Origin of the sequence: Corynebacterium sp. ACRPO, from assembly GCF_022347205.1 — a bacterium.
Taxonomy (GTDB): domain Bacteria; phylum Actinomycetota; class Actinomycetes; order Mycobacteriales; family Mycobacteriaceae; genus Corynebacterium.
The window spans coordinates 1-23,198 of record NZ_JAKRNE010000004.1 but is presented as its reverse complement, the minus strand read 5'-3'; the positions used below and the strand labels follow the sequence as shown (position 1 = coordinate 23,198).

23 protein-coding genes, 5 tRNA genes and 1 rRNA gene are annotated in these 23,198 nt (G+C 59.2%); 20 read left to right on the top strand and 9 right to left on the bottom strand.

Going from position 1 to position 23,198, the window contains the following annotated elements:
• Positions 1-10 precede the first annotated feature (10 nt).
• Together purF and purM are read left to right on the top strand one after the other, a co-directional pair.
• Positions 11-1,507, top strand: a complete 1,497-nt coding sequence (gene purF / locus MHY22_RS04280) for an amidophosphoribosyltransferase (protein WP_239278196.1) — start codon at positions 11-13, stop codon at positions 1,505-1,507.
• Positions 1,508-1,525: 18 nt separating this feature from the next.
• On the top strand, positions 1,526-2,578 hold the full coding sequence (purM, locus tag MHY22_RS04275; protein ID WP_239230571.1) for a phosphoribosylformylglycinamidine cyclo-ligase: 1,053 nt from the start codon (positions 1,526-1,528) through the stop codon (positions 2,576-2,578).
• 90 nt (positions 2,579-2,668) lie between these two features.
• Here purM and MHY22_RS04270 read toward each other — a convergent pair whose 3' ends face one another.
• Both MHY22_RS04270 and MHY22_RS04265 read right to left on the bottom strand, forming a co-directional pair.
• A complete protein-coding gene (locus MHY22_RS04270; RefSeq protein ID WP_193387586.1) occupies positions 2,669-2,866 on the bottom strand; it encodes a DUF3073 domain-containing protein in 198 nt (65 codons plus the stop codon).
• Positions 2,867-3,006: 140 nt separating this feature from the next.
• The gene (locus tag MHY22_RS04265) at positions 3,007-4,071 is read right to left on the bottom strand and encodes a folate-binding protein (protein WP_239278195.1); all 1,065 of its coding nucleotides are present in this window, start codon (positions 4,069-4,071) and stop codon (positions 3,007-3,009) included.
• Positions 4,072-4,101: 30 nt separating this feature from the next.
• Between MHY22_RS04265 and MHY22_RS04260 the strand changes: the two genes are divergently transcribed.
• A complete protein-coding gene (locus MHY22_RS04260) occupies positions 4,102-4,965 on the top strand; it encodes an aminodeoxychorismate lyase (protein WP_239278193.1) in 864 nt (287 codons plus the stop codon).
• Here the strand turns inward: MHY22_RS04260 and MHY22_RS04255 are convergent.
• On the bottom strand, positions 4,962-5,657 hold the full coding sequence (locus MHY22_RS04255) for an FABP family protein (RefSeq protein WP_239278192.1): 696 nt from the start codon (positions 5,655-5,657) through the stop codon (positions 4,962-4,964). The two genes, MHY22_RS04260 and MHY22_RS04255, sit on opposite strands and share 4 nt — an antisense overlap.
• A gap of 53 nt (positions 5,658-5,710) precedes the next feature.
• Here MHY22_RS04255 and MHY22_RS04250 point away from each other — a divergent pair, with 53 nt between their 5' ends.
• Positions 5,711-6,748: a diacylglycerol kinase family protein gene (locus MHY22_RS04250; RefSeq protein WP_239278191.1), complete on the top strand. Its 1,038-nt coding sequence runs from the start codon at positions 5,711-5,713 to the stop codon at positions 6,746-6,748.
• On the opposite strand, the gene MHY22_RS04245 is transcribed toward MHY22_RS04250, so the two are convergent.
• Complete coding sequence (locus tag MHY22_RS04245) at positions 6,732-7,559, bottom strand: DUF2993 domain-containing protein (RefSeq protein WP_239278190.1); 828 nt, start codon at positions 7,557-7,559, stop codon at positions 6,732-6,734. The two genes, MHY22_RS04250 and MHY22_RS04245, sit on opposite strands and share 17 nt — an antisense overlap.
• Positions 7,560-7,592: 33 nt before the next feature.
• On the opposite strand from MHY22_RS04245, the gene mshD reads away from it, so the two are divergent.
• The 5 genes from mshD to pstB all read left to right on the top strand — a co-directional run bounded on the left by mshD (position 7,593) and on the right by pstB (position 12,750).
• A complete protein-coding gene (gene mshD, locus MHY22_RS04240) occupies positions 7,593-8,510 on the top strand; it encodes a mycothiol synthase (protein ID WP_239278189.1) in 918 nt (305 codons plus the stop codon).
• A 214-nt stretch (positions 8,511-8,724) separates the two neighbouring features.
• The gene (gene pstS, locus MHY22_RS04235) at positions 8,725-9,828 is read left to right on the top strand and encodes a phosphate ABC transporter substrate-binding protein PstS (protein ID WP_225746459.1); all 1,104 of its coding nucleotides are present in this window, start codon (positions 8,725-8,727) and stop codon (positions 9,826-9,828) included.
• A gap of 121 nt (positions 9,829-9,949) precedes the next feature.
• Complete coding sequence (gene pstC / locus MHY22_RS04230) at positions 9,950-10,996, top strand: phosphate ABC transporter permease subunit PstC (protein WP_239278188.1); 1,047 nt, start codon at positions 9,950-9,952, stop codon at positions 10,994-10,996.
• A 14-nt stretch (positions 10,997-11,010) separates the two neighbouring features.
• Entirely contained in the window at positions 11,011-11,925 is a 915-nt protein-coding gene (pstA, locus tag MHY22_RS04225) for a phosphate ABC transporter permease PstA (RefSeq protein ID WP_239273290.1), read from the top strand.
• A 51-nt stretch (positions 11,926-11,976) separates the two neighbouring features.
• Complete coding sequence (gene pstB / locus MHY22_RS04220) at positions 11,977-12,750, top strand: phosphate ABC transporter ATP-binding protein PstB (RefSeq protein WP_023019857.1); 774 nt, start codon at positions 11,977-11,979, stop codon at positions 12,748-12,750.
• A 72-nt stretch (positions 12,751-12,822) separates the two neighbouring features.
• Here pstB and phoU read toward each other — a convergent pair whose 3' ends face one another.
• Entirely contained in the window at positions 12,823-13,551 is a 729-nt protein-coding gene (gene phoU, locus MHY22_RS04215) for a phosphate signaling complex protein PhoU (RefSeq protein WP_239278187.1), read from the bottom strand.
• Positions 13,552-13,652: 101 nt separating this feature from the next.
• Entirely contained in the window at positions 13,653-14,798 is a 1,146-nt protein-coding gene (dusB, locus tag MHY22_RS04210) for a tRNA dihydrouridine synthase DusB (RefSeq protein WP_239278186.1), read from the bottom strand.
• A 191-nt stretch (positions 14,799-14,989) separates the two neighbouring features.
• Between dusB and MHY22_RS04205 the strand changes: the two genes are divergently transcribed.
• Together MHY22_RS04205 and MHY22_RS04200 are read left to right on the top strand one after the other, a co-directional pair.
• Positions 14,990-16,492 (top strand): acetyl-CoA hydrolase/transferase family protein, encoded by a 1,503-nt coding sequence (locus MHY22_RS04205; RefSeq protein ID WP_239278185.1) that lies wholly within the window; start codon positions 14,990-14,992, stop codon positions 16,490-16,492.
• Between the two features lie 109 nt (positions 16,493-16,601).
• A tRNA-Lys gene (locus tag MHY22_RS04200) sits at positions 16,602-16,674 on the top strand.
• Positions 16,675-16,705: 31 nt separating this feature from the next.
• Here the strand turns inward: MHY22_RS04200 and MHY22_RS04195 are convergent.
• Positions 16,706-17,038: a metal-sensitive transcriptional regulator gene (locus tag MHY22_RS04195; RefSeq protein WP_239278183.1), complete on the bottom strand. Its 333-nt coding sequence runs from the start codon at positions 17,036-17,038 to the stop codon at positions 16,706-16,708.
• Between the two features lie 82 nt (positions 17,039-17,120).
• Between MHY22_RS04195 and MHY22_RS04190 the strand changes: the two genes are divergently transcribed.
• From MHY22_RS04190 to MHY22_RS04165, 6 genes are all read left to right on the top strand, one after another.
• Positions 17,121-17,196, top strand: a tRNA-Glu gene (locus tag MHY22_RS04190).
• A 35-nt stretch (positions 17,197-17,231) separates the two neighbouring features.
• Positions 17,232-17,305 (top strand) — tRNA-Asp (locus MHY22_RS04185).
• A gap of 58 nt (positions 17,306-17,363) precedes the next feature.
• Complete coding sequence (locus tag MHY22_RS04180) at positions 17,364-17,678, top strand: DUF4288 domain-containing protein (protein WP_239278182.1); 315 nt, start codon at positions 17,364-17,366, stop codon at positions 17,676-17,678.
• A gap of 85 nt (positions 17,679-17,763) precedes the next feature.
• Positions 17,764-17,837, top strand: a tRNA-Asp gene (locus MHY22_RS04175).
• A gap of 19 nt (positions 17,838-17,856) precedes the next feature.
• Positions 17,857-17,929: transfer RNA gene (locus MHY22_RS04170), tRNA-Phe, on the top strand.
• Positions 17,930-17,977: 48 nt separating this feature from the next.
• Complete coding sequence (locus tag MHY22_RS04165; protein WP_239278181.1) at positions 17,978-18,268, top strand: GNAT family N-acetyltransferase; 291 nt, start codon at positions 17,978-17,980, stop codon at positions 18,266-18,268.
• Positions 18,269-18,308: 40 nt separating this feature from the next.
• On the opposite strand, the gene epsC is transcribed toward MHY22_RS04165, so the two are convergent.
• Together epsC and cysK are read right to left on the bottom strand one after the other, a co-directional pair.
• Entirely contained in the window at positions 18,309-18,872 is a 564-nt protein-coding gene (epsC, locus tag MHY22_RS04160) for a serine O-acetyltransferase EpsC (RefSeq protein ID WP_034668818.1), read from the bottom strand.
• A gap of 70 nt (positions 18,873-18,942) precedes the next feature.
• Complete coding sequence (cysK, locus tag MHY22_RS04155) at positions 18,943-19,878, bottom strand: cysteine synthase A (RefSeq protein WP_239193344.1); 936 nt, start codon at positions 19,876-19,878, stop codon at positions 18,943-18,945.
• A 264-nt stretch (positions 19,879-20,142) separates the two neighbouring features.
• Between cysK and ramA the strand changes: the two genes are divergently transcribed.
• The 3 genes from ramA to MHY22_RS04140 form a co-directional block, all read left to right on the top strand.
• Positions 20,143-20,982 carry an acetate metabolism transcriptional regulator RamA gene (gene ramA, locus MHY22_RS04150; RefSeq protein WP_005325834.1) on the top strand — a complete coding sequence of 280 codons (840 nt, stop codon included), beginning with the start codon at positions 20,143-20,145 and terminating at the stop codon, positions 20,980-20,982.
• Between the two features lie 21 nt (positions 20,983-21,003).
• Positions 21,004-22,272 carry a UDP-N-acetylglucosamine 1-carboxyvinyltransferase gene (murA, locus tag MHY22_RS04145; RefSeq protein ID WP_239278180.1) on the top strand — a complete coding sequence of 423 codons (1,269 nt, stop codon included), beginning with the start codon at positions 21,004-21,006 and terminating at the stop codon, positions 22,270-22,272.
• A 598-nt stretch (positions 22,273-22,870) separates the two neighbouring features.
• Positions 22,871-23,198: ribosomal RNA gene (locus tag MHY22_RS04140) — 16S ribosomal RNA — on the top strand; the annotation flags it as partial.

Genomic DNA, 23,198 nt, shown 5'->3' with positions numbered 1-23,198 from the left:
TATAAACGCCGTGGTAGAAGTACATACTCCTAGTATCACCAATCTTGACGATCAGAATGAGCAGGAGCCCCGCGAAGAGTGCGGCGTCTATGGCGTTTGGGCTCCCGGGGAGGAAGTCTCCAAGCTGACCTACTTTGGTCTCTTCGCCCTGCAGCACCGTGGCCAGGAGGCTGCCGGCATTGCGGTAGGCGATGATGACCGCATCGTCGTCTTCAAGGACATGGGCCTCGTGGCCAATATCTTTGATGAGTCCACCCTGTCCGCCCTCCAAGGAAACGTGGCGGTGGGCCACACGCGCTATTCCACCGCCGGCGGCAAGGAATGGTCCAATGTCCAGCCGATGTTTTCTACCTCCTCCACCGGGGTAGACATCGCCCTTGGACACAACGGCAACCTGGTCAACTACCTAGAGCTGCGCGAGGAGGCCGTGCAGCGCGGCTTGATTAAGCCCCATGAGGAGTCCGTATCTGACTCCATGTGCTTGTCTATGCTGCTTGCCGACGGCGTGGATGAAGACACCTCCGTCTTCGACTCCGCCCGTGACTTGCTCCCGCGCGTGAAGGGCGCATTCTGCCTGACCTTTACCGATGGTCACACCATGTACGCCGCGCGCGACCCGCACGGCGTGCGCCCGCTGGTCCTCGGCCGCTTGGCCAAAGGCTGGGTGGTGGCCTCCGAGACCTGTGCGCTCGATATCTGCGGCGCCCAGTTCATTCGCGAGATTGAGCCCGGCGAGCTCGTCGCCATCGATGAGGCCGGCATCCGTTCCGTTAACTTCGCGCCGGCAAAGCGCCACGGCTGTGTCTTCGAGTACGTCTACTTGGCCCGCCCGGATAGCGATATCAAGGGCCGCTCCGTCAACGCCTCCCGCGTGGACATTGGCCGCCGCTTGGCCCGCGAATACCCGGCCGAGGGCGCGGACCTGGTCATCCCGGTTCCTGAATCCGGCAACCCGGCCGCTGTGGGCTATGCCCGCGAATCCGGCATCACCTTCGCCCACGGCTTGGTCAAAAACGCTTATGTGGGCCGCACCTTCATCCAGCCCACCCAGACCCTGCGCCAGCTGGGCATCCGCTTGAAGCTCAACCCGCTGCGTGAAGTCATTAACGGCAAGAAGCTCGTCGTGGTGGATGATTCCATCGTCCGCGGCAATACCCAGCGCGCGCTCATCCGCATGCTGCGCGAGGCCGGCGCCGCCGAGGTGCACGTGCGCATCGCCTCCCCGCCAGTGAAGTGGCCGTGTTTCTACGGCATCGACTTCGCCTCTCCGGGCGAGCTGATCGCTAACGCCAGCCCCTCCGACGATCCGGAAACCGTCTGCGCCACTATCTGTGACACCATCGGCGCCGATTCCTTGGGCTTTGTCTCCATCGAGGAGATGGTGGCCGCCACCGAACAGCCCCGTTCCGAGCTGTGTACCGCCTGCTTCTCGGGCGAGTACCCACTTGGCCTACCCGCCGGAAACTCCAATGCAGACGCCGTGCGCACCCTGCTCGGCACCGAATAACAAAGGACACCTGAAACCATGAGTGACAATACTTACGCAGCAGCCGGCGTCAGCATCGAAGAGGGCGACCGTGCCGTGGAACTTTTCGCCCCGCACGCTAAGCGTGCCACCCGCCCTGAGGTTCTGGGCGGTCTTGGCGGCTTTGCCGGCCTGTTCAAGCTCGGCGATTACAAGGAGCCCATCTTGGCCGCCGGTTCCGACGGCGTCGGCACCAAGCTGGCCGTGGCCCAGGCCATGGACAAGCACGACACCATCGGCATCGACCTCGTCGCCATGTGCGTGGACGACCTCGTTGTCTGTGGCGCGGAGCCACTCTTCCTGCAGGACTACATTGCCGTGGGCAAGGTCGTGCCGGAAAAGGTAGCCGAGGTAGTCAAGGGCATCGCCGAGGGCTGCGTGCAGGCCGGCGCCGCGCTGCTGGGCGGCGAGACCGCCGAGCACCCCGGCATGATGGAAGAAAACGAATACGATGTCTCCGCCACCGCGGTCGGCGTCGTTGAGGCCGATGGCGTACTCGGCCCAGACAAGGTCCGTGATGGCGACGTACTCATCGCCATGGGCTCTTCCGGCCTACACTCCAATGGCTACTCCCTGGCCCGCCACGTCCTGCTGGAGCAGGCTGGCATGCCACTCGACGGCCACGTGGAAGAGCTTGGCCGCCCCCTCGGCGAGGAGCTGCTGGAGCCCACTCGCATTTACGCCAAGGACTGCCTGGCTTTGGCTAGCGAGTGCTCCGTATCCACCTTCTGCCATGTCACCGGTGGTGGACTGGCTGGCAACCTCGAGCGCGTCATTCCAGAAGGCCTAGCGGCCGATATTAACCGCGCCACCTGGACCCCGGGCCAGATCTTCAAGCTCATCTCCTCGGTGGGCAAGGTGGAGCTGGCGGAAATGGAGAAGACCTTCAACATGGGGGTCGGCATGATTGCCGTAGTCAATCCTGAAGACCGTGACCGTGCCCTGGCAATGCTTACCGCACGCCACATCGATGCGTGGGAGCTGGGCACCGTCCGCTCCGCTTCCGGCGAGGAGCCGCGCGTGGTCATGCACGGCGAGCACCCCAACTTCTAGCGGGGCCTGCCGCCCTGCCAGGGGAGGGTATGAGGAAGGGCCCTAGGAGATTTCCTAGGGCCCTTGAGCTATCCGGCGGCGAGCGGAAGATTAGCGTTCGTCGCGGTCGGCATCATCCCATTCGTCGACGTAGTCGGCGTATGGGTCGTCCTCTTCATAATCGCGGGAGTCACCCTCTTGCTGTGCGGCGAGTTCCCGTTGCAGGGACTCGATATCCATCTCGGGTGAGTTGTACTTGAGCTGGCGTGCAACTTTGGTCTGCTTTGCCTTTGCGCGTCCGCGTCCCATGTGCATGACCCCCTTGGGTTAGTAGGGCGCGCCAGGGATTCTTGGGCGCCCCATCGACTTGTCTATTGAGTATCTTCCTGTAAGACACAATAGCCTGTGTGACGAAAAAATTCCGCACCGCCCCCTAGCTAGTGGGAGATTTAGCGCCCGCGCAGCCGGTTTACTGCCTCGCGCCCAGCCTTGGGGCCCTCATCCTCGGGGATGGAGGAAGGATCGATAGACACCGCGGTATCGCCCACTTCTAGGGCGCCGACGTCCAGCGCAGAGCGCTTCACTAGGCCTAGGGCGATGGGGCCGAAATCGCAGTCATCCACAATCGTGCCGATGCGGCCTACCTTACGTCCATTGAAAGTAATGTCATCGCCCACATTTGGACGTTGCGGCGCGGAGCCGTCGAGGTGCAGCTGCACCAATAGGCGAGGAGAGCGGCCCAGATTTTCTACGCGCGCCACCGTTTCCTGGCCGCGGTAGCAGCCCTTACTGAGGTGAACGTGGGCCGGATTGGCGGCGCTGCGGCTGATCCACTGCGGTACCTCGTGGGGGATGGACTTATTATCCAGATCCGCCGCCAGCTCCGGCTCGCGGGCGCGGACGCGCTCGGCGGTAAACGCCATGAGCCCCGCTAGCCGTGCACCGGATTCCTCCAAGTGCTTCGCTGCCTCGACCAAGGATTCGCGCGGAATGCCAAGGTCAACGCGCTTGATTCCCGGCCACTGGACCTGGCGGGAAAACTCCACCATGGGTGGAAGCGAAACATCGGCCTCACCCAGAAGAGTGAGTATGGCGATATCGGCTTCCTCTACGGTGACCTCGGACCAAAAGACCATCATGGTGAGGAACTTAAAGAGGGAGTCGAATTGCGCCGCAGGGACGTCGATAAGAAAGGCATCGTCGGTCCGCACGATATCCATGTGGTGGAGGATATGGCCTTGGATGTCCAGGTCGAGAGCGCCGGCGGTGAAACCCACGGGGGCGTCGTCAAGCTTCTGTGAAAGCAGATTATTCAGAAACTCGGCGGCGTCCTTGCCGCTCACGCGAATGACGCGGCGCTGGGAGCGGTCAATGACGATGGTGCCGCCATCGGCGGCCCTTTGCTCGCCCAGCGGATTGCCATAGTGCCAGGCCACGCCCTGGGCATCGAGTACGGTCGCGTCCTGGTGCTCCGCGGCACCGGCGCGCTGCAGAAGAGGCGAAGAATAACTCACAACTACCGATGGTAGGGCATAATCAAAAGTATGAAGTTTTCGCCGCGAAAAGAGCCGGTCATCTACGTTGTGGAGCCCTTTGGAGGGTCGGTACGCAGGCACATGCCCGCGCTGCCTCTTGTCTACGCAGATGATGCCGCGGTCACCCGCGGCGATGGCATCTTTGAATCCCTGCTCGTGCGCGGAGGCAAAGCCGCTAACCTGCAGCGCCACGCGCAGCGCTTCTGCGATTCAGCCCGCACGATGAACCTGCCAGAGCCGCCCATGGACAAGTGGGAAGAAGCCACCCGGCTCGCCATCGCGGACTTCTGCGGGGACGAGCAAGGCGATGCTAAATGCACGTGGACCTATACCCGCGGGCGCGCCTCTACGGGGCGGCCGAGCGCGTGGGTTGTTGTGCAGCCGATTGAGGACAAGGTGCTAGAGCAGCGCGCCCACGGCGTCGCCGTCATGACAAGCCCCCGCCTGTGGCACGTGGCGGAGGAATTGCCCGCCAAGACGCTCAATTACGCGGCCACCATGGCGATGCTGCGCATGGCCCGGGAGAAGGGCTTTGAGGATCTCATCCTCACCGACCCGGACACCGGAGAAATTCTTGAAGGCGCCACCTCTACCGTGGTGGCTGTCAAGGGCGAGAAACTGCGCACCGCCGCCGGCCGCGGCATCCTGCCCGGCACCACGCAAGCGGCGCTCTTCGCGCACGCCAAAGAGAAAGGCTATCGCTGCAAGGCCAAGCCGCTGACCGTGGAGTATCTGGAAAAAGCGGACTCGGTGTGGTTGGTGTCCTCGGTGCGCGTTGCCGCGCGCGTTACAAGGCTCAATGACAAAAAATTAAAGGCCCCGGACAACGTGGACGTCATCCGAGACCTTATTGATGCAGCGCTTGGAGCTTAGCCAGCGATGCGGGTGAGCTCCGCGGACATGTAGGGGCGCATCTCGCCATCCACCATGCGCTCGTCTACCCAGCCCAGATTGTTATTGGGCATGAGGCCGTACATGCGCTTGCCTGGGCCCAAGTTCTTCGGACCGGTTTCCGTGACCATGGTGGAGGCGGATTCCAGCTGCCATGCGCGGTCATTGAAGGGTTCGCCGTAGAAGATTTCCACGATGCCGGTAGAAGAGGTGTAGGTGACCTCGATTTCATCCTTTTCCGAGATACGCCAGAAGCCGGTCTCGCGCACAGACGGGCCTTCCGGCTTGCCTTCGGTATCGATCTTCCAAGTACGAGAGCTAAAGGTCAGGTAGTTTTCGCCATCGTGAGCGATGACCAGCTGCTGGCCAAAGGTGTACTCCTGACCCTTCGTATCGTGGGCCTGGCCCTCGCCCTGCCAGACGCCAACAAGGGGGAGAAGTCCCAGCAGGCCGTCGTGCAGCGACGGGCCCTGGCGCAGGTTCGCGGTATCGTCCGGTACCGGGATATCGCCCAGCTCGAGAGCGGGGATATTGCGGCTAGCGGCGTCCTTCCACTGCTCGGCAGCCTGGTTCACGGCATCGTTGCCATTGAGTTTTCCAGGATCATTCTCCGGGTGGGAAGCCGCGGTGGTTTCGATGTTTTCAGGGGTGGTTTCATTATTATTTTCGCTCATGGGCGTCCAGCCTAGTCGTGCACCCGCCTTTTTAACTACTAGACTTGGGCCTCGTGCATGCATTGATGATCTCGAATCCCAACTCGACCTCACAAACCAACGCCCTCTTCCGCCAAATCGTTCCCTGCCTACAAGCGGTAGAGGGCCTGCACCTCAAAGTGAAATTTACGCATTACCCTGGCCATGCAGAAGAGATGGTCAGGGGAATGACGAGGGATGACTATGACGTCATCATTGCCGTGGGCGGGGACGGAACCGTCAACGAGGTAGTCAACGGGCTCCTCGGTCCGGCGGATGAGCAGCGCCCCGATCCGCAGTCCATCCCGGCGCTGGCCGTAATTCCTACCGGTTCCGCCAATGTTTTTGTGCGCGCCCTAGGATTTCCCAACACCCCGGTGGAGGCTACCCATGTGCTGGCGCGCATGCTCGACCGGGATCTGCGCCGCACCATCTACCTAGGAACGTGGAACGAGCGGTGGTTTGCCGTCAATGCTGGCTTCGGTTTGGACGCGGATGTCCTGGCCCGCGTGGATCGTGCCCGCGAGCAAGGTTTTGCCGCCACCCCGCTGCGCTACCTCAACGTTGCTATCCGGGCATGGAGCCGCGCGCGGAAGAACCCACCGCATATTGCGGTGACAGCCGAGTCCAATGATGGCGAGCGGCTGCACAAGAATGATGTGCCGCTGATGTTTACCTCAAATACCAATCCGTGGACATTCTTGGGCCCGCTGCCGGTGGTGACAAATCCGCGCAACTCCTTTGATGAGGGCCTTGCCCTCTTTGGGCTGGAGGAGTTTAGCGGGCTCGGCGGCGTCGTCGGCCTGCTGCACCTCTTCGGTGCCGATAAGCGCGGATGGCTCAATAAGCTCACCAAAGAAAAGACGGTGACCTTCGACGACGCCATGCGGGTAGAGCTAGTCTGCCGCGAACCGCAGCGCTTCCAAGCCGATGGAGAATCGGAGGGGCGCTTTGACGCTGTTACCTTGGCCTCCGTGAAGGATGCCATCGAGGTATTCGCCCCGCAGGATAGGCGGGAAGCCCATCAGCGCACGATGAAGGAAGTTCTCCGGGACTTTATTCGTCTGCGCTAGTCTGCGGCGCGGGGCCGACCCGGTGCTTGGTATCGGCGGCCTTCTTTTCCGCCTCTTCCACGGCCTTTTGCTCCGAGCCTTCAATCTCTAGCGGGGAGAGCTGGGCCAGCTGCACCTTAATATTGCGGCGCTGTACCTCGAAGGAAATGGTGCCGCCCTGCATCTTTACCGCGGTCGCTTGGGCCGGAAGCGGTAGCTGCCGGGTATCGAAGTTGAGGGAAAAGGCCTTTTGCAGGCGCTCATCGTCCGTGTCATAGACCTGCATGCGAAACTCCGGACCAACCAGGCGGAGGGTGACCTTGGCGGTGGACTTGTGGGCGTCGCCAGGCAGGGTGCCCGTTAGCTCTGCTTCAGCAGACGTGCCACCGGAGGGGGAAATATCGTCTGGGTTAGCAATCGAGAGATCGGTAATCCCCAACAAGCGGCCCAGCGCCACACCATCCAAAGAAATGCCGCGCGAGTAGGTGGAAACGGGCGCGCCCTCAATATCTCCATTCATTACCTGTTCTGGGGTGACGGTGATATCGCGCAGCACGGTGGAAGCATTGACCATGCCCAGCTTGGGCACCTCCACATCCAGCGCCTTGACCTCGAGATAAGGGATTTCCTTCGAGGCCGCCGCCCACACGTAGGGGGTGCCGCCGATGAAGACATCCGGCGTATTATCTAGCCGCGAATTGGCTTTCACGGCTTGCGCCACCTTGTGTTCCGTGTGCATAGCCACGCAGGCATCCGCCACCCAGACCGCAAGGAGCACACACACCACGAGGAGGACGTGCACGATGCGCCGGTCAATCTTTAGAACACTCACCCTTTCATTCTTACCCTACGTATTCTGGGCCCTATGACTAGCAATGCCTTTAAGATTACGGAAGAAAACCTGCCGGACGACCCGGAGCTGGCTCGCCGCGTAGAAGCACTGGCTGAGCAGGCTGAACGCCAGGATGGGATGGCGCCGCTGTCGGAGCAATTCCTCAACGGTCTTAGCGATTCCCGCCTGGAGCACCGCCACCTGGTGGCCTGGGTAGGGGAGGAACCGTGCGGCGTAGCCGGTCTGGAGGGCTCTACCGCCGAGCTATTCATTGTCCCCGATTACCGCGGGCAGGGCTATGGTGCCGCGCTTTACGACGCCGCCGCTAAGACCCCCAACCTCCACGCTTGGGCCCACGGGAACCTACCGGCGGCACAGGCGCTGGCGCACTCCCGCGACCTGCAGGTCACCCGCAAGCTGGTGGTCATGGGGATCGGGGGAGAAGAGCTCGCAGCGGTCGCCCGCCCCGAAGGTTTGCCACTGACCGCCTTGAATTACACCGAGGCGGTGGATAAGTGGGGCAAGGACCTTGTGGAAGAGCAGTGGCTCAAGGTCAATAACGAGGCCTTTTCCTGGCATCCCGAACAAGGCGGCTGGGATCTCGTTCGCCTGCATCGCGGCATGGAGGCGGACTGGTTCGACCCCGCAGACCTGCTTTTCCTGTGGGATACGGCAGATGAGCCGGCACTGGCCGGCTTCCACTGGACCAAGTGGCATGCGGAGGAAACTCCGGCCTTCGGTGAGGTCTACGTGGTGGGCTTGGCGGAAGGTTACCGCGGCAAGAAGTTGGGCGGTCCGCTGCTGCAGGTTGGCCTGCGCCGCATGGTGGAAAAGGGAGCTAAGCGGGTAATTCTTTATGTAGAAGCGGATAATGATCCGGCGCTAAAGGCGTACGAGCGCCTAGGCTTTGAGGTTGATGAAGAGCACGTCGTATGGGGCGTGTGTGACTAACGTCATGGGGCGCAGGACGTTTGTTCACCCAGTGTTTACCTCTTGGCACCCTTTTGGTCAGATCCTGCGGATAGCTTTACACCCTGTGAGTTAACCGCACCTGTGCGCCTGCATCTCGCCCCAGAAGGCGGAGCGGGATGCAGGAAATATCTCTCCAGGAGATGCGGTTTCCTCGGACAATCAATCTCTGATCTGCACCGGAAAGGGTTTTCCCGTGATTCGCAACTTCAAGCGCACTGCCGCAATCTTCGGCATCGTAGCCGCAACCTCCACCGCTCTCGTAGCTTGCTCTGAGGAGTCTGGCTCCTCCTCCGACTCCGCTGGCGGCGAGGACGTCTCCGGCGAGCTCGTCGGCGACGGCGCATCCTCCCAGCAGAACGCAATGTCCTACTTCCAGACTGCGTTCTCCGAGGATTACCCAGACGCTTCCCTCTCCTACAACGCTTCCGGTTCCGGCGCCGGCGTTGAGGCCTTCACCAACGGCCAGGCTGACTTCGCTGGTTCTGACTCCGCTCTGAAGGAAGACGAGGGCGAGGTTGAGGCTGCCGCTGAGCGTTGCGATGGCAACGAGGCATGGCACCTGCCAACCACCATTGGTCCGGTTGCCATCGCCTACAACCTGGGTGACACCGAGATCAACCTCTCCACCGAAACCCTGGGCAAGATCTTCAAGGGCGAAATCAAGAAGTGGAACGACAAGGCCATCGCTGCTGACAACGAGGGCACCGACCTGCCGGACAAGGACATCACCGTCATCTTCCGTTCCGACGAGTCCGGTACCTCCGCAAACTTCCAGAAGTTCCTCAAGGCCGCTACCGGTGACTGGGACTCCGAGGGCAAGCAGTTCCCAGACGCTGTTGGTGAGGGTGCTAACGGCTCCTCCGGCGTTGCTGACCAGGTTGCAAGCATCGATGGTGCTATCACTTACGTCGAGGCTGGCTTCGCAGACCAGAAGGAAGGCGAGGGCGTCAAGAAGGCCAAGATCGACTTCGGCCACGGCCCGGTTGAGCTGTCCACCGAGTCCGTCAACAAGGCTCTGGAGAACCTGGAGTTCAAGAAGACCGACTCCGAGCACAACATGGTTGTTGACTCCGAGGCACTGTTCTCCTCCGACAACGAGGGTGCATACCCGCTCATCCTGACCACCTACAACATCGTTTGCTCCAAGGGCTACGATGAGGAGACCTCCAAGCTGGTCAAGTCCTTCTTCACCACCGTCCTGGATCATCAGGATGACCAGCTGGCTGAGCAGGGCTTCATCCCAGTTGAGGGTGCTCACCTGGACAAGCTGAAGGCTGCTGTTGACGCTCTGCAGTAAGCGCTAAAGCTGTAAAAGCTTAATACCTCCCGCCCCCACTGCCGCACACGATTCGCGCTTTGGGGGCGCAGGTATGTAACGATATTTTCCATTTTTAACGCTGAAAAGGATTAACAGTCTCATGGCAGACAATAATCTCACCACGGCTCCAGAGCAGACGGATGCAAACGCCACCTCTGCCGAGCGAGTCTCCAACAGCGGACACGGCGAGGTAGTTGCCACCAGCTCCAATAGCGGCGTTAAGCGCCCGGGTGACCGTATCTTCGAGTTCCTGTCCACTGCTTCGGCAACCCTTATCACCGTCATGATTGCCGCCATTGCCGCCTTCCTGCTCTGGCGTGCGGTTCCCGCACTGGGCGTCAACGACGGCGGCCTCATGGGCTTTTTCACTTACGGTGGCCGCTGGGAGACCTCCGATACCTCCGCGATGAAGTTCGGTATTCCGACCATGTTCGGAACCACCGTTCTCATTTCGGTTTTCGCCCTTCTGCTGGCCATGCCGGTGGCCCTGGCCATCGCTATCTTCCTGTCCAACTACGCGCCTGCCCGTTTGGTTAAGCCGCTCGGCTTCCTCGTGGACATGCTCGCTGCAGTTCCGTCCATCGTTTACGGCCTGTGGGGCTGGCAGGTTCTTGGCCCGGCACTGTCCGGCTTCTACTCCTGGATGGAATCCTGGGCGGGTGGCTTCTTCCTATTCCACGTCTTCGATAACTCGCCGTCGTTTGCAACCGGCCGCAACCTGTTTACTGGTGGCATCGTGCTTGCCGTGATGATTCTGCCGATCATCGCCGCTACCGCCCGCGAGGTCTTCGTACAGACCCCCCCGGGCCAGGTGGAATCCGCCCTGGCTCTGGGCGCTACCCGCTGGGAAGTTATCCGCATGACCGTTCTTCCATTCGGCATGTCCGGCTACATCGCCGGCTCCATGCTCGGCCTGGGCCGTGCACTGGGTGAGACCATGGCGCTGTACATGGTTGTATCCCCGCTGATTGACTTCCGCTTCTCGCTTTTCGACGGCGGCACGACCTTCGCCACGGCCATCGCCCTGGCATCTGCCGAGTTCGGTAACGAGATGCGTGCTGGTGCCTACATCGCCGCCGGCCTCATGCTGTTCTTGCTGACCTTCGTGGTCAACGCAATTGCCCGCGCCATCGTGAAGAGTAAGTAAGGAGGGGAGGATCAATGACTACGACTACTAATGCCAAGCCTGCCTCCCAAGGCGGCGCGACCTTCCTGGACATCTCCGGCTCCCGCAAGATGACCAATAACATCGCCACCGCGGTGGTCTGGGGCGCAATGATTCTGGCCATGGTTCCGCTGGTATGGGTTCTGTGGGAACTCATTGCCCGCGGCAGTGGCGTCATCCTCAACCCTGAGTGGTGGACCGCTTCCCAGCGCGGCATCATGAATAGCTCTTCTGGTGGCGGTGCCGCTCACGCCATCGTGGGTACCTTTGTCCAGACCATTCTGGCCTCCATTATCTCTATTCCGATCGGCATCTTTACCGCCATCTACTTGGTGGAGTACTCCAAGGGCGGCTGGCTCGGCCGCATCACCACCTTCATGGTGGACATCCTGTCCGGTGTGCCTTCCATCGTTGCGGCCCTGTTCATCTTTGCCATGTGGATCACTCTGTTCGGCTTTGGCCGCTCCGGCTTCGCCGTGGCGTTGTCCCTGGTGCTGCTGATGATTCCAATTGTGGTGCGCAATACCGAAGAGATGCTACGCGTGGTCCCCATGGATCTGCGTGAGGCGTCCTACGCACTCGGCGTTCCGAAGTGGAAGACCATCGCCCGCATCGTTCTGCCTACCGCACTGTCCGGCATCGTCACCGGCATCATGCTGGCGATTGCTCGCGTGATGGGTGAGTCCTCGCCGGTGCTGGTCTTGGTTGGTTCCTCCTCCGTCATCAACTGGGATGCCTTCAAGGGCTCTCAGTCCTCGCTCCCGCTGATGATGCTGGATATGTATAAGGCCGGCGCACAGCCCGCCGTACTGGACAAGCTCTGGGGAGCAGCGTTGACGCTGGTTATCCTCATCGCCGTCCTCAACATTGCGGCCCGCATCGTTTCCGCGAAGTTCTCGGTTAAGAAGTAAACGCCGTACCACTCGATTCCGCCATACACTTGCTAGAGGAGAAACTCCCAAATGTCTAAGCTCGCGCTCAATGACGTGAACATTTTTTACGGCGACTTCCACGCCGTGCAGAACGTGAACATGCAGATCCCGGCCCAGGCCGTGACCGCATTCATCGGCCCTTCCGGCTGTGGTAAGTCCACCGTGCTGCGCACCATCAACCGTATGCACGAGGTTATCCCTGGCGCCTCCGTGAAGGGTGAAATCCTGTTGGATGGCACCAATATCTACGGACCGAAGGTTGACCCGGTATCCGTACGCAACACCATCGGCATGGTCTTCCAGAAGGCAAACCCATTTCCCACGATGTCCATCGAGGACAATGTGGTGGCAGGCCTGAAGCTGTCCGGTGAAAAGAACAAGAAGAAGCTCAAGGAAGTTGCGGAGAAGTCCCTGCGCGGCGCCAACCTGTGGGATGAGGTTAAGGATCGCTTGGACAAGCCAGGCGGTGGCCTCTCCGGTGGTCAGCAGCAGCGTCTGTGCATCGCCCGCGCTATCGCCGTGGAGCCAGAGGTATTGCTCATGGACGAGCCTTGTTCCGCACTGGATCCGATTTCCACCCTCGCCGTGGAGGACCTCATCCATGAGCTGAAGGAAAACTTCACCATCGTTATTGTGACCCACAACATGCAGCAGGCAGCCCGCGTGTCCGATAAGACCGGCTTCTTCTCCCTAGAAGCAACCGGTAAGCCGGGCCACTTGGTGGAGTTCGACGACACCACCAAGATCTTCGAGAATCCTTCTCAGAAGGAGACCGAGGATTACATCTCTGGCCGCTTTGGCTAAAGAGTAAGAGAGATTGTCCGAGAGAAAGGGGGCCGGTTTGAACCGGCCCCCTTCTTTGACGCTTAAATCCGTCTAACGGCGAAACTGACGCTCGAGTTCTGCCATCCGTGCTTCAAATTCGGCGTCCTTTTTGTCCTCCTCTAGCTTCTTGGCGTAGACATTGGGCAAGAGACCCGTGGTCAGATAGATGATGTGGCCGGCCACGGAGACGCAGTGGTCCGCATAGCGCTCGTAGTAGCGCGTAATTTGTGAGGTCTCAACGGCTTCGCGCACGCTGCCTTCCCATTCGCGCTGAGTCAGGATGCGCAGAATATGGGAGTTGATATCATCCACTGCATCATCGTCGGCACGGAGGTTGACGGACAAATCCGCATCAGGGGTGACGAGGATATCGTGCAGCACCGACCCCATTTCTTCAGTGAGGCGGTACATCTCCTCGAAGTAGCCGATGTAATTCGCCGGTACCACGGCGTCAGGGTGGCGGCGGCGCGCGGAGTCCGCGATGTGCTGGGAAAGCCGGCCCATGCGGTAGAGATCCTCCACGATATAAATCGAGGAGACTACCTGACGGAGGTCCTGCGCCATGGGGTTTTCCAGCGCCAAAAGTGTTACAGCACGCTCAGAGCACCTAACGCGAATCTCATCTAGCTCCTCAGTCATGGTGAGGGCATCTTCCGCGGAGTCCAAGGCGCCTTGCAGTAGTGCCTGCGAAGCCTTATCCAAGATGGTGCGCACGGTATCGCACATCACGATGAGGTCATGGGAGAAGTTATCTAAGTGTTCCCTGTAGGCGGCACGCATGCCAAAGATAATAGCGAAAACTTTTTGCTTTTGCGCAACTTAAGAAGGGGTTAAATGCACGATTCCTGTATGTATTTAGCTGCTCTTAAATTGCTGTCAGGCTATCCGCCGGAATTCATAATGTCCGCAGCAACGGGAACGCAATCATCCTCGGGATCGTCGAGCCAACCATCCGGCAATGCCACCTTGGATGGCGAGCCCTGACGGCCACGGGCTCCGTCGGCGTCGGCAGCTAGAGCATCAGACTCTGCCCAAGGTGCAAGGAGCTCACGCAAGGCATCGAGGGAATTGACCTTGGCTAAGCCCGCGCGGACCTGGCCACCAACCGGGAAACCACGCAGGTACCAACCGATGTGCTTGCGGATATCGCGGGAAGCATTGTCCTCGCCATCGTGCTCCGCCAGTAGCTCCGCGTGGCGGAGGATTACCTGGGTCACCTCGCCCAGGGTGGGCTCTGCCGGAATGGACTCGCCGCGCAGTGCGGCGCCGAGCTCGGCAAAGAGCCACGGGCGGCCGAGGCAGCCGCGGCCTACCTGCACGCCGTCGCAGCCGGTTTGTTCCATCATGCGGCGGGCATCCTCGGCACGGAAGATATCGCCATTGCCCAGCACTGGCACGCCAGTATCTGCCAGATGCTCTTTGAGGCGCGCGATTTCGTCCCATCGTGCTTCACCGGAGTAGCGCTGAGCGGCGGTACGGCCGTGCAGGGTAACGGCGGCGGCACCGGACTCGACGGCGATGCGCCCGGCGTCGAGATGCGTATGGTGCTCGTCATCGATGCCCACACGCATCTTTACCGTGACCGGGATATTGGTGCCCTCTGTGGCCTTGACCGCAGCCGAGACGATATTGCCAAAGAGACGTCGCTTATAAGGCAGCGCGGAACCGCCGCCGCGGCGGGTCACCTTGGGAACCGGGCAACCAAAGTTCATATCGATGTGGTCCGCTAGGTTTTCGTCGACGATCATCTTCGCGGCTTTATAGGTATATTCCGGATCCACCGTATAGATCTGTAAGGAACGAGGATCTTCCTGCGGCGCAAAGGTGGTCATGTGCAGCGTCTTTTCATTGCGCTCTACCAGTGCACGGGCGGTGACCATCTCGCAGACGTAAAGGCCCGACACCGTGCCGGTGCGCGCCAACTCCTGCTCTCGGCACAACGTGCGGAAGGCAACGTTGGTTACCCCCGCCATCGGGGCGAGGATGACGGGGGAGGAGAGATCGTAGTGTCCAATGCGCAAATTCACGCCCCAATTGTGCTAGTTAACGGGGGAAAATAGCAACTGGGTCCACAGTGGCGCCGTTCCCTATTTCTGTTTTATGGGGTAGGGGTCACACAAAAGTGGTGGAAATCTTGCAAAGATTCGCTAATGTGGGCTGTGTAACTAATTAGAACGGCCGTTATTTTGGCTGGCCCCTTAATGAAGGAGGATTACCCTTGTCCGAGAGAATCGCGTACGCCCCATTTGAGAAGCTCGTGGTTTCTGCAGAAGAGGCTGCTCAGCACGTTAACCACGGTGACCGCGTGGGCATTTCCGGCTTCACCGGTGCTGGCTACCCCAAGGGCCTGCCCACCGCCATTGCAGAGAAGGCCAAGGCTCTACATGAAAAGGGCGAGGAATTTAAGATCGACGTCTTCTCCGGCGCTTCCACCGCCCCGGACTGCGATGGCGTTCTGGCGGAAGCTGAGGCGATTCGCTTCCGCTCTCCTTATAACTCCGATCCCACGCTGCGTAAGCAGTTCAATGATGGCACCGCGCTTTACCAGGATATCCACCTGTCTCACTCGGGCCAGCAGGTAGAAGAGGGCTTCTACGGTGACTTCCAGGTGGCCATTATTGAGGCGGTCCGGATCACCGAAGAAGGCCACGTGGTGCCGTCCTCCGCGGTGGGCAATAACCTCGAGTTCATCGAGGCTGCCGATAAGATCATCATCGAGATCAATGAGTGGCAGTCCATCAACCTCGAGGGCATGCACGATATCTACCGCATTGAAAAGCTGCCTAATCGCCAGCCCATCCCTATCACTAAGCCGGGCGACCGCATCGGTACCACCTACATGGAGGTGCCGGAGGACAAGGTTGTTGCAGTGGTTAAGACCGATGCCCCGGACCGCAACGCACCATTCAAGGAACCGGACGAGGTTTCCGAGAAAATCGCCGCCAACTTCATCGAGTTCCTCGAGGGGGAGGTCGCCGCTGGTCGCCTTGAGTATGACAAGTTCATCATGCAATCCGGCGTGGGCAACGTCCCCAACGCCGTGATGGCCGGCCTTTTGGATTCCAAGTTTGAGAATATTCAGGCCTATACCGAGGTCATTCAGGATGGCATGCTCGATCTCATCGATGCGGGCAAGATGACCATGGCTTCCGCTACCTCCTTCGCGCTGTCCCCGGACTACGCGGAGAAGATGAATGCGGAAGCAGAGCGCTACCGCGAGCACATTATTCTGCGCCCACAGCAGGTCTCTAACCATCCAGAGGTCATCCGTCGCGTCGGCCTGATTTCTTCCAATGGCATGATTGAGGCCGATATCTACGGCAACATCAACTCCACCAACGTATCCGGCTCCCGCATCATGAACGGCACCGGCGGCTCGGGTGACTTCACCCGTAACGCTTATATCTCCACCTTCGTTTCCCCGTCCGTGGCCAAGGACGGCGCAATTTCCGCGCTGGTTCCGTTCGTGTCCCACACGGATCACACCGAGCACGACACCATGGTCATCATTACCGAGTACGGCGTAGCCGACCTTCGCGGCCTGGCGCCGAAGGAGCGCGTGGAGAAGGTCATCTCCGTGGCGCACCCGGATTACCGTCCGCTGCTGGAGGACTACTTCAACCGTGCCAAGGAAAACAAGTTCCAGCACACCCCGCACGACCTGAAGACCGCCTTTGACTTCCAGGTCCGCTTCATGGAGAAGGGCGATATGCGCGGCTAATGTAGCCACGCTTTGGCAGGCGCTCAGTGGCGAGCTGGGCGCCTTTCGCTTGCCGACGCCCCCCTAATTAGGACTTTGCAAATACCGCAAGCTAAACTGGAGCGACGTTGGGCCTTTAGCTCAGTTGGTAGAGCTACGGACTTTTAATCCGCAGGTCGTGGGTTCGATCCCCACAGGGCCCACAACTGGAGCCACCTTTTTGGGTGGCTCCTTTTAGTTTTTCACCATCTTCTTAATGGCGCGCATGGCCTCTTCTAGCTTCTCGGTGGCTACCTCACCCTCCTCGGCGGCGGCACCGGCCACACAGTGCTCAATATGGTCTTCTAGGAGCGCTAGCGAGACATTTTCCAGCGCCGACTTCACTGCCGAAATCTGGGTAATGATGTCGATGCAGTATTGGTCTTCCTCGACCATGCGGTGGATGCCGCGCGCCTGCCCCTCAATGCGCTTGAGCCTGGCGAGGTAGCGATCCTTGCTCTTAGAATCCGCGTTATATCCGTGTACGTGCGGCTCGTGGCAGGAGCACGTTTGATGCTGGTCAGACATGGTTCCTAATCTTTCTGGGGGAGCGATTTTGTAACTAGGTGAGGTCTCCAGTATATTTCTAGAAGTCGCCTTAGCGCGACGGGCCCCCATCGTCTAGCGGCCTAGGACACTGCCCTTTCACGGCAGCGGCACGGGTTCGAATCCCGTTGGGGGTACCAACACGAAAGTGTTGGTCCGAATTAAATATTCGATTGGCCTTGTGGCGCAGTTGGTTAGCGCGCCGCCCTGTCACGGCGGAGGTCGCGGGTTCAAGTCCCGTCAAGGTCGCAGAATGAGCAGCAATCGCTTCGGCGGTTGCTGCTTTTGGTTTTGTTAGGCTGGTGCCATGGAACCATACGTCGGAATCGCTGTCTTTGAGCTCGCCTCCGAAAGCTCGGAGCATTCTAGCTTCTTCCGAGAGGACTTCTTTCTCATCTATGCAGATTCGGATGAGGAGGCGCACCGGAAGGTCGAGGCACGGGCCCATGAGCAAGAATATGAGGGCCTGTGGCTGCGCCACATTGTCGACGTCGCACCCGCCCTCTACGGCCATGTGGATCGAGATTGTGACCTCTATTCGCGGCACTTTTCCTCGCTGGAAGACTACAAACGATTCGAGATGAACTTGGGCGGAAACGATCCGCTTTCACCGCCTAAATAGCGTTCTGACGTGCTGATTTGGTGAGTCTTGGGAGTCTTCTGTAAAGTATCTATCCGTGCCCAAGAGCACACACATAATTAAAAATGGCCCTGTGGCGCAGTTGGTTAGCGCGCCGCCCTGTCACGGCGGAGGTCGCGGGTTCAAGTCCCGTCAGGGTCGCGGAAACCTTCGGGTTTCTGGCCAGATAGCTCAGTCGGTAGAGCACACGCCTGAAAAGTGTGGGGTCGCCAGTTCGATCCTGGCTCTGGCCACAATAATGGCTCCTCGTAAGAGGGGCCATTTTTGCTTAGTATGGGCACATGGAACACGCTATTGCACACCAGACCGATAATTCCCGTTACGTCCTTACCGTGGATGGCGTCGAGGCGGGCTCGTGCCACTATGTAGACGCAGACACGACCCGCGAGTTTAACCACACGGTCATCAAGGATGCTTTCCGTGGCCAAGGATTGTCCGCGCCGCTGATTAAGGCCGCGCTTGACGACGTCCGGGGCGTCGGCAAGCAAGTCATTGCTTCCTGCTCCGCCGTGGCGCACTTTATAGAAAAGAATCCCGAATACCGCGACCTACTGCGCCCAGAAGGCATGTAAAAAGCGGCCCACAGTTGCCTGTGAGCCGCTGGGAGAGAATTTAGATGTAGTAGTCGGGGTCAACCAGTTTGATGCGCTCATTCGGGTTGCGTGGACGGTTCTTGGCCGGAATGCCCACCGCGATATTTTCGGCGGGAACATCCTTCGTCACCACGGCATTGGCGCCAATGGCCGAACCTTCACCGATCGTAATGGGGCCGAGCACCTTGGCACCCGCACCGATAGTGACATTGTCTTCGATAGTGGGGTGGCGCTTGGTCTGGGTAAGCACCTGGCCGCCGAGGGTGACGCCATGGTAGAGCATGACGCCATCGCCAATCTCTGCGGTTTCACCAATGACGATGCCCATGCCATGGTCAATAAAGAACCGGCGGCCGATAGTGGCGCCAGGGTGGATCTCCACGCCGGTAAAGAAGCGGTTAATCTGCGCCAAGATGCGCGCGGGCCCGCGCAGCCCGCGCTTCCACATCCAGTGCGAAATGCGGTGAGACCACACCGCGTGGAGACCGGAGTAAACTACTGCATTTTCGACGTCGCCACGTGCGGCCGGATCGTGATCTCTTGCATTTGCTAAGTCTTCACGGATGTAGCTCATAATGTTCATGCCCACATAGTACTGGCATAAAAAAGGCACCCGCCAAGGTTGGCGGGTGCTTTTATTCAAGCGAAGTAATTTAAGCTTCGCGGATGTCCTCGAAGAGGATGGTGGAGACGTAGCGCTCACCGAAGTCCGGCAGGACAACCACGATGGTCTTGCCCTCGAACTCTGGGCGCTCCGCCAGCTTCAGAGCTGCGGAAACGTTGGCGCCGGCGGAGATGCCAACCAGCAGGCCTTCCTGGGTAGCCAGGTCGCGGGATGCCTTGATGGACTCCTCGGTGGTGGCGGTAAAGACTTCGTCGAGAAGCTCGCGGTCAAGTACCTCAGGAACGAAGTTAGCGCCGATGCCCTGAATCTTGTGCGGGCCAGCGTGGCCTTCAGACAGGACAGGGGAATCGGACGGCTCAACCGCAGCCAAGTGCAGGTCTGGGTTCTTGGACTTCAGGAAGCGGCCCACACCGGTAACGGTGCCGCCGGTGCCTACGCCAGCAACGAAGGCGTCAACCTTACCCTCGGCGTCTTCCCAAATCTCTGGGCCGGTGGTTTCCTCGTGAATCTTCGGGTTTGCCTCGTTAGCGAACTGTGCAGCAAGGATGGCGTTATCGGTCTCGGCGACGATTTCATTCGCCTTGTCGACGGCTCCCTGCATGCCAGCCGCACCAGGGGTCAGTACGATTTCTGCGCCGTAAGCGCGCAGCAGCACCTTGCGCTCATTGGACATGGTCTCCGGCATGGTCAGAATGACCTTGTAGCCCAAGGTGGCGCCAGCCAGCGCCAGGGCGATGCCGGTATTGCCGGAGGTGGCCTCCACGATGGTGCCGCCCGGCTTGAGCTGGCCGGACTTTTCAGCGGCCTCAACGATGGCCTTGCCGATACGGTCCTTGACGGAATTTGCCGGGTTAAAAGACTCCACCTTGGCAAGCACGGTAGCGCCCTTGCCCTCGGTAAGGCGGTTCAGGCGGACCAGTGGCGTGCCGCCGATGGTTTCCATGATGTTGTTGTAGACAGCCATTTTGTGGACTCCTTTGGGAATCAGATTTGGGTTCAAATCGCGTACAACGCAAGCGTACACTACACAAGTAGACCAATCAGTATATAAATTCTAGACCGGGCATTCGGGCATTTCATGTGGGATTGCAGCGCCAGATAAGCCGAGGGCGATTTCGAATTACCCCCACATGCTGTCTATACTTCCACTCAGTTGCCCGCTGATCCCCAAATTCCCGGGGGAGGACGGGTACACCTGCTTGGTTACCCCCGACGAGGAAAGAGTCTCATGGAGTCGCATCGCCTCAAAGATGATGAAGAATCCGTACGCGCGGCCCTGTCGTCCCTGAAGACCGCTACAGGTATTCCGGTGACGATGTACGCCACGCTGCTGCCCGATAATCGCCTGCAGATCACGCAGTGGGTGGGGCTACGCACCCCAGCGCTGCAGAATCTGATCATTGACTCCGGCGTCGGTGTAGGTGGCCGAGTGGTCAGCACTCGCCGCGCAGTAGGTGTATCCGATTACACTCGTGCCACCACCATCTCGCACGAGAACGACCGCGTGATCCAAGACGAAGGCCTGCACTCTATCGTGGCCGTGCCCGTTACGGTGCAGCGCGAAATTCGCGGCGTCCTCTACGTAGGCGTGCACTCCCCAGTTCGTTTGGGCGATAAGGTCATTGAAGAAGTGACGATGACCGCGCGCACCCTCGAGCAAGACTTGGCCGTTAATTCCGCCATGCGACGTGCCGATGGGTCCAAGGGTGGAGCGGCTCGGGGCCACGTCATGAACGGTGCCGAGTGGGAACAGGTCCGCTCCACCCACTCCAAGCTGCGCATGTTGGCCAACCGCGTAGAAGACGAAGAACTGCGCAAGGAGCTAGAGACGCTGTGTGACCAGATGGTCTCGCCGGTGCGCGTGAAGCAATCTACCAAGCTCTCCGCCCGTGAACTCGACGTTCTCTCTTGTGTGGCCCTAGGCCACACCAACGTAGAAGCGGCCGAGGAAATGGGGATCGGCGCAGAAACCGTGAAGTCTTATTTGCGCTCGGTAATGCGCAAACTCGGTGCGCATACCCGCTACGAGGCGGTTAATGCCGCCCGTCGCATCGGCGCGTTGCCTTAAGAACCGGTAGCGTAGGCAGTTGTGAAAGATCAGTTTATTGTTTCCGGCGGTGCCCGCCTTGAGGGCACCGTTAAAGTAGATGGCGCAAAAAATAGCGTCTTGAAGCTCATGGCCGCATCCTTGCTGGCAGAGGGCACTACGACGCTGACCAACTGCCCAGAAATTCTGGACGTCCCCCTCATGAAGAAGGTTCTTGAGGGGCTCGGCTGCGAGGTAGTCATCGAGGGCTCTGAGGTCCGGATTACTACCCCTGCACAGCCGCAATCCAACGCGGATTTCGACGCGGTCCGCCAATTCCGCGCATCCGTCTGCGTGCTCGGGCCTTTGACGTCACGCTGTGGCCACGCAAAAGTAGCGTTGCCCGGTGGTGACGCGATTGGCTCCCGTCCGCTCGATATGCACCAGACCGGCTTAGAGAAGCTCGGCGCCACCACCCGTATTGAGCATGGTGCCGTCGTGGCAGAGGCTACGCACCTGCGTGGTGCGAATATCCGCCTAGACTTCCCGTCCGTAGGCGCAACCGAAAATATCCTTACCGCTGCGGTTCTCGCCGAAGGCGAAACCGTCCTCCATAATGCAGCTCGCGAGCCGGAAATCGTCGATCTGTGCACCATGCTCAAGTCCATGGGTGCCGACATCGAGGGTGAGGGAAGCTCAGTGGTGACCATCCGCGGCGTCGATAAGCTGCAGCCCGCCCAGCATGAGGTTATTGGTGACCGAATTGTGGCAGGCACGTGGGCGTATGCTGCAGCCATGACCCAGGGTGATATCACCGTGGGTGGAATTTCCCCGCGCCACCTGCACCTGCCGCTAGAAAAGCTGAAGTCCGCCGGCGCGGAACTAGAGACCTATGAGAATGGTTTCCGCGTGCGCATGGACCAGCGACCACAGGCTGTGGACTACCAGACCCTCCCATTTCCGGGATTTCCCACCGACCTGCAGCCGATGGCTATTGGCATCTCAGCTATTGCGGACGGAACGACCGTCATTACGGAGAATGTCTTTGAATCCCGTTTCCGGTTTGTGGATGAAATGCTGCGCTTGGGTGCCGACGCCCAGGTTGACGGCCACCATGTAGTAGTCCGCGGTAAAGAACGACTCTCTTCTACTCACGTGTGGAGTTCCGATATCCGTGCGGGTGCCGGTCTTGTACTTTCTGCACTATGTGCGGATGAGACCACTACGGTCCACGATGTTTTCCACATCGACCGCGGATATCCCAACTTTGTAGAAAATCTGCAGCGCCTCGGTGCCACAATTGAAAGAACTCAAGAAGAAGAGCTCTTTTAACGACATCCCCAGCACACCTTTATCCGTTGTGTGCTGGGGATTTGGCATTGTTGAAGCGGGTGGACTACATTAATCCAAGTCGCCGCGAGGTAGCCGGGAGGTTACTTCTTTGCGAATTTCGTGCGGACTTGGTTCAAGGATTTGACAGGGTTCAATGATTTGAGTAAGTTTGTACGAGCCGCCAACGAGAGGTTAACGGGAAGTTAATTTTTTTGTGGTGTGCGGATGATGTTTGAGAACTCAATAGTGTGCCAATGTACTTTTTATTTTTTGTGTGCATGGTTGTGTGTTGATTGGTTTGTCTGCCAGCGGACTTAGTGGTTTGTTGGTTGGTGTGTGCCGGTTGGGTATGTGGAACACGTACTCATTTGAATGCTGTTTGGTGTTTCGGCTGCATTGAGATGGATTGGTTGGCATGTGATTGTGTTCAACTTTTTGGTTTCCTCTTTTTGACCCCGTCGGGTTGAGGGAACTGTTTATTTTTTCTTTGTAGTAATTTTTTGGACGCCAGCACAGGCTTTTGTGGTTTGTGGTGGTTTGTTCTTTTGTTGGGTTTCGGGCTTTTCACGGCCTGTTTCGGATTTTGTTCTGAAATTTTTTTGTGGAGAGTTTGATCCTGGCTCAGGACGAACGCTGGCGGCGTGCTTAACACATGCAAGTCGAACGGAAAGGCCCTGCTTGCAGGGTACTCGAGTGGCGAACGGGTGAGTAACACGTGGGTGATCTGCCCTGCACTTCGGGATAAGCCTGGGAAACTGGGTCTAATACCGGATAGGAGCCATTTTTAGTGTGATGGTTGGAAAGTTTTTTCGGTGTAGGATGAGCTCGCGGCCTATCAGCTTGTTGGTGGGGTAATGGCCTACCAAGGCGGCGACGGGTAGCCGGCCTGAGAGGGTGGACGGCCACATTGGGACTGAGATACGGCC

Coding starts and splice junctions, on each gene's coding strand:
- purM (WP_239230571.1), top strand. CDS start 1,526: ATGAGTGACAATACTTACGCAGCAGCCGGCGTCAGCATCGAAGAGGGC.
- MHY22_RS04270 (WP_193387586.1), bottom strand. CDS start 2,866: ATGGGACGCGGACGCGCAAAGGCAAAGCAGACCAAAGTTGCACGCCAG.
- MHY22_RS04260 (WP_239278193.1), top strand. CDS start 4,102: ATGAAGTTTTCGCCGCGAAAAGAGCCGGTCATCTACGTTGTGGAGCCC.
- MHY22_RS04255 (WP_239278192.1), bottom strand. CDS start 5,657: ATGAGCGAAAATAATAATGAAACCACCCCTGAAAACATCGAAACCACC.
- mshD (WP_239278189.1), top strand. CDS start 7,593: ATGACTAGCAATGCCTTTAAGATTACGGAAGAAAACCTGCCGGACGAC.
- pstC (WP_239278188.1), top strand. CDS start 9,950: ATGGCAGACAATAATCTCACCACGGCTCCAGAGCAGACGGATGCAAAC.
- pstA (WP_239273290.1), top strand. CDS start 11,011: ATGACTACGACTACTAATGCCAAGCCTGCCTCCCAAGGCGGCGCGACC.
- pstB (WP_023019857.1), top strand. CDS start 11,977: ATGTCTAAGCTCGCGCTCAATGACGTGAACATTTTTTACGGCGACTTC.
- phoU (WP_239278187.1), bottom strand. CDS start 13,551: ATGCGTGCCGCCTACAGGGAACACTTAGATAACTTCTCCCATGACCTC.
- MHY22_RS04195 (WP_239278183.1), bottom strand. CDS start 17,038: ATGTCTGACCAGCATCAAACGTGCTCCTGCCACGAGCCGCACGTACAC.
- MHY22_RS04180 (WP_239278182.1), top strand. CDS start 17,364: ATGGAACCATACGTCGGAATCGCTGTCTTTGAGCTCGCCTCCGAAAGC.
- MHY22_RS04165 (WP_239278181.1), top strand. CDS start 17,978: ATGGAACACGCTATTGCACACCAGACCGATAATTCCCGTTACGTCCTT.
- epsC (WP_034668818.1), bottom strand. CDS start 18,872: ATGAACATTATGAGCTACATCCGTGAAGACTTAGCAAATGCAAGAGAT.
- cysK (WP_239193344.1), bottom strand. CDS start 19,878: ATGGCTGTCTACAACAACATCATGGAAACCATCGGCGGCACGCCACTG.
- ramA (WP_005325834.1), top strand. CDS start 20,143: ATGGAGTCGCATCGCCTCAAAGATGATGAAGAATCCGTACGCGCGGCC.